Here is a 4,495-nt window from a genome sequence, read left to right as displayed (position 1 = left end):
CCTCCGGGCCCCGCGGCCCCGCTCCCCGCCTCACCCGGAGGTGACGGACGGGGACATCCCGTTGGGGGCGAGCAGCCGCGGCGCGCCGGTGCCGTCGGCGGGCACAGCGTACAGGTCGCTACCGGGGTCGTCGTCGTGCGGGACCGCGTACATGACGGTGTCGTCGTCCAGCCACGCCGCCTGGTCATCGACGCTGCGGGTCTCGGCCAGCGGGGTCTCCTGCATGGTGGCCAGGTTCAGCACGGTGAAGCGCCAGGGATGCCGGATGTCGTCGGAGACACGCTTCTTGAAGACCAGGCGGGTACCGTCCGGGGACAACGAGGGGCATTCCACGTTCTCTCTCAGAGAGGTCAGCGTCCGCGCCTTGAAGTCGCCCTTCATGAGCCACGTATTACCGTTGCTGCCCATCGTGGCGTAGAAGGTGTTGTCGTCGGCGGTGAAGGTGACACCCCAGATGTTGATGTCGACCGCCTTATAGAGCTTCCCGTCCACGTAGGAGTTGAAGTTCTCTAGAGAGTCGACGTACGTCCCCGTCTTAAGGTCCAGGACCGATGCGCGGGTAGAGGCGCCGGGCTGCGTATAGGAGTCTCCTGTAACGAAGGTCGTCCATGCGGCCATACGACCGTCTACAGACAGCCGCGCACGGTTCGGCGTACCAGTGATCGCGAGCTTCTTGATCTGCTTGAAAGAACTGTTGTAGATCTCCGCATAGGGCTGGCTGATGAGGCTGCCCTCGGACTGAAGGCAGAGCAGTACGCCGGAAGCCGTATAGGACCGCTCGCACTGAACGCTGGAAACCATCGGCACCGCGTTCGACGCCGCCCCGATGGGGAGCTCCACGACCTTGCCGAAGTCCGGACCCTGCACCATCGACCGGTATGTCAGCTGCCCGGCGGCAACGGTGAACCCGCCGCTGATGCCGGCCCGCTTCGTCGAGCGCCCCAGGAAGGCGGTCACCCCGGCCGCCACCGCGACCACCAACAACACCGCGATGGAGGAGATCAGGATCTTGGCCCGGTTGTCGCGGGGCAGCTCCGCCCGGGCCTCAGCCATCGGAGCTGTCCTTCCAGGGCGACACCAGGAGCGTGGAGACGGTGATCGCGACGGCCATGGCGCCGGAGAACCAGAGCATGACGGTCTTGGGATCGGTGTGCGACCACGCGACACCGAACGCGACGGACGACACGAACCCGGCGACCGCACCGATCGACTGCATCACCGCGAGCCCGGAGGTACGCAGCGCGGCCGGGATGCGCGGGCCGCAATAGGCCATCAGTACGCCGTCAGTGGCCGCGTAGGCGATGCCGGGGAGCAGGAGTGCGGAGACCAAAAGGAATCCGTTAGGGACGTTCGTAGCCAGCAACGCATAAGCGATGACCAACAGGAGGTGCCCTACGACGAACACCTTCCAGCGCCCCACGCGGTCCGCGAGGCGGCCCACGGGGATGGCCATGAGGACGAACATGCCCATGGTCCCGGTAGCGAGCAACGCGTACTCGGAAGCGCTGAGAGCCATCCGGTGCTGGAGCGTCAGGTACACGAAGGTGTCGCTCACCCACGCGAGGCCCAAAAGCGCTACAGCGACTCCCGTGCGGATGAACCACACCTGTCGGAGCAGCCCGAAGGCCGCGCGCAGCGACGTCTCTGAGCGTTCCCGCAACTCGTCCTTGTGGTCGGTCACGTAGAGGCAGAACACCACCAGGCCGATGGCGGCGACACAGAAGGAGATGATGAACAGGGCGTCGAACGCTTTACGCTCCGTGCCGAACCTCGTCGTCCACAGCAGGACGAAGGAGGCGATGAGCGGGCCGGTGGCGGCGCCGATGTTGTCGAGCATGCGGTGCACGCCGAACGAGCGGCCCAGGATCTGCGGCGGGGACGACAGGGAGATGAGGGCGTCGCGCGGGGCGGAACGCAGCCCCTTGCCGAAGCGGTCCGCGCTGAGGAGCCCGCTCAGTCCGCCGAAGGAGGGCCCGACGACGGGGAACCCTAGTTTGGTCACCGCCGAGGCGCCGTAGCCGATCCCGGCCAGGAGCTTCTTACGCTGCCAGCGGTCGGACAGGTACGCCGCCGGGATGGCGAGCAGCGCGGGGATGCCGTTGTAGAGGCCGTCCAGGAACCCGATCGCCGTCGGGGTCTCGTGGAGGACGTTGAGCAAGTAGTAGCCGACCACCGCGACCAGCATCTCCGAGGAGACGTCCGTCAGCAGGCTCACAGTGCCCAGCATCTTGACGTTGAACGGGACCCGCTCCCGCGTGCTCCTGGTTTCCTGGATGCGCTTGGCGGTTCTCGATCCCGTCAAATACACGTCGAAACAATAGCGAAAACCCCGCCCGCACAAGGCGGACGGGGCATTTCAGCTCGATGCTGTTACAAAGCGGTGAAACTCAGCTTCCGGACGCTCGGCCCGAAAGCTCAGCTCTGGCCGCCGGACAGCTTCTCGCGCAGCGCGGCCAGGGCCTCGTCGGAGGCCAGGGCACCGCCGGTGCTCTCCTCGACCACACCCGAGGAGTAGGACGAGGGCGCACCCTCGGCGTTCTCCTGGACACCGGCCTCGGCGTCGGCCTTGCGGGCCTCGGCGATCTGCTTCTGGTGCGACTCGTAGCGGGTGTGCGCCTCGGCGTACTGGCCCTCCCACACCTCACGCTGAGCGTCGTAACCCTCGAGCCACTCGCCGGTCTCCGGGTCGAAGCCCTCGGGGTAGATGTAGTTGCCCTGGTCGTCGTAGGTGGCGGCCATGCCGTACAGCGCCGGGTCGAACTGGTCGGTCTCGATGTCGCCGGTCAGGCCCTCGTTGGCCTGCTTCAGGGACAGCGAGATGCGACGGCGGTCCAGGTCGATGTCGATGACCTTGACGAAGATCTCGTCACCCACGTTGACGACCTGCTCCGGGACCTCCACGTGGCGCTCGGCCAGCTCGGAGATGTGGACCAGGCCCTCGATGCCCTCGTCCACCCGGACGAACGCGCCGAACGGCACCAGCTTGGTGACCTTGCCGGGCACGACCTGGCCGATGGCGTGGGTGCGGGCGAAGGTCTGCCACGGGTCCTCCATGGTCGCCTTCAGGGACAGCGAGACGCGCTCGCGGTCCATGTCGACGTCCAGGACCTCGACCGTGACCTCCTGGCCGACCTCGACCACCTCGGAGGGGTGGTCGATGTGCTTCCAGGACAGCTCCGAGACGTGCACCAGGCCGTCCACGCCGCCCAGGTCGACGAAGGCGCCGAAGTTCACGATCGACGACACGACGCCGGAGCGGACCTGGCCCTTCTGCAGGGTGGTGAGGAAGTTCTGGCGGACCTCGGACTGGGTCTGCTCCAGCCAGGCACGGCGGGACAGGACCACGTTGTTGCGGTTCTTGTCCAGCTCGATGATCTTGGCCTCGAGCTCCTTGCCCACGTAGGGCTGGAGGTCCCGCACGCGGCGCATCTCGACCAGGGAGGCCGGCAGGAAGCCACGGAGACCGATGTCCAGGATGAGACCACCCTTGACGACCTCGATGACGGTACCGGTGACGATGCCGTCCTTCTCCTTGATCTCCTCGATCGTGCCCCAGGCGCGCTCGTACTGGGCGCGCTTCTTGGACAGGATCAGGCGGCCTTCCTTGTCCTCCTTCTGGAGGACCAGGGCCTCGATGTGGTCGCCCACGGCGACGACGTCGTTCGGGTCGACGTCGTGCTTGATCGAGAGCTCCCGTGACGGGATCACGCCCTCGGTCTTGTAACCGATGTCGAGCAGGACTTCATCCCGGTCGACCTTGACGATGACACCCTCGACGATGTCGCCGTCGTTGAAGTACTTGATGGTCTGGTCGATCGCGGCGAGGAATTCCTCCGCCGAACCGATGTCGTTGATGGCGACCTGAGGCGTTCGGGCGGTCTCGGTGCTGCTCGTCATGGGGAAGGGGGCTCCGGATACGGACACATTGTGGGCGACGGCCTCCACCGGTCGGGGATGCCGGCGTTGGGAGAGGTCCATCACCAGTCAAGAGCCGAACGGTCGACGAGGATCGGGTATCCAGCGAAGAAGATTCAGAACCTGCCCGCAGCGCATCGCCCAGAATACGGGTCGTACGCACGCGTGGTCAATCCGATACCCGGCCCCACCGGGGACGCCAGGTCGGCCCACGGCGCCGGCGGCACCGAGCCGGGCCCACCGCTACAGTCTCAACCTGCGTGATCGTCTCACGACCCGCAGTCGACCCGCCGCGGAAAGGATGCCCGCACTGTGACCGATGTGACGGAAGAGTCGCCGGAATACGCCGGCGACCCCGGAATCGAAGATAACGATACGGTCCGCGTGGCCCGGCGTCACCTGTCAGATTCCGCCACGATCCGGGCGAACCGGGGCTGGTGGGACGCCAATGCCGACGATTACCAGGCCGAACACGGTGCGTTCCTGGGCGATGCGCGTTTTGTCTGGTGCCCGGAGGGGCTGGACGAGGCCGAGGCGCGGCTGCTCGGGACGGAGTTGGCGGGCAAGCGGGTGCTGGAGG

At 66.4% G+C, this 4,495-nt stretch carries 3 protein-coding genes and 1 pseudogene; 1 reads left to right on the top strand and 3 read right to left on the bottom strand.

The window, feature by feature from the left end; translation table 11 throughout:
- Nucleotides 1-30: 30 nt before the first annotated feature.
- From IZR01_RS48315 to rpsA, 3 genes are all read right to left on the bottom strand, one after another.
- Nucleotides 31-1,053, bottom strand: coding sequence for a TolB family protein (locus tag IZR01_RS48315; RefSeq protein ID WP_194899813.1), 1,023 nt, complete (start codon nucleotides 1,051-1,053; stop codon nucleotides 31-33).
- Nucleotides 1,046-2,308, bottom strand: coding sequence for an MFS transporter (locus IZR01_RS48310; RefSeq protein ID WP_194899812.1), 1,263 nt, complete (start codon nucleotides 2,306-2,308; stop codon nucleotides 1,046-1,048). Before IZR01_RS48310 ends, IZR01_RS48315 begins: the two co-directional genes overlap by 8 nt.
- Nucleotides 2,309-2,415: 107 nt before the next feature.
- A complete protein-coding gene (gene rpsA / locus IZR01_RS48305) occupies nucleotides 2,416-3,897 on the bottom strand; it encodes a 30S ribosomal protein S1 (RefSeq protein WP_194899811.1) in 1,482 nt (493 codons plus the stop codon).
- A 378-nt stretch (nucleotides 3,898-4,275) separates the two neighbouring features.
- On the opposite strand from rpsA, the pseudogene IZR01_RS48300 reads away from it, so the two are divergent.
- A pseudogene (locus IZR01_RS48300) lies at nucleotides 4,276-4,495 on the top strand (SAM-dependent methyltransferase); the annotation flags it as partial.

It is taken from the genome of Catenulispora pinisilvae (genome assembly GCF_015356865.1).
Lineage (GTDB): Bacteria > Actinomycetota > Actinomycetes > Streptomycetales > Catenulisporaceae > Catenulispora > Catenulispora pinisilvae.
Note: the sequence above shows the minus strand (reverse complement) of the source record. Positions and strands in the feature narration are given on the sequence as shown.

Excerpts from the sequence above, each read along its gene's own strand:
- IZR01_RS48315 (WP_194899813.1), bottom strand. The coding sequence starts at position 1,053 with ATGGCTGAGGCCCGGGCGGAGCTGCCCCGCGACAACCGGGCCAAGATC.
- rpsA (WP_194899811.1), bottom strand. The coding sequence starts at position 3,897 with ATGACGAGCAGCACCGAGACCGCCCGAACGCCTCAGGTCGCCATCAAC.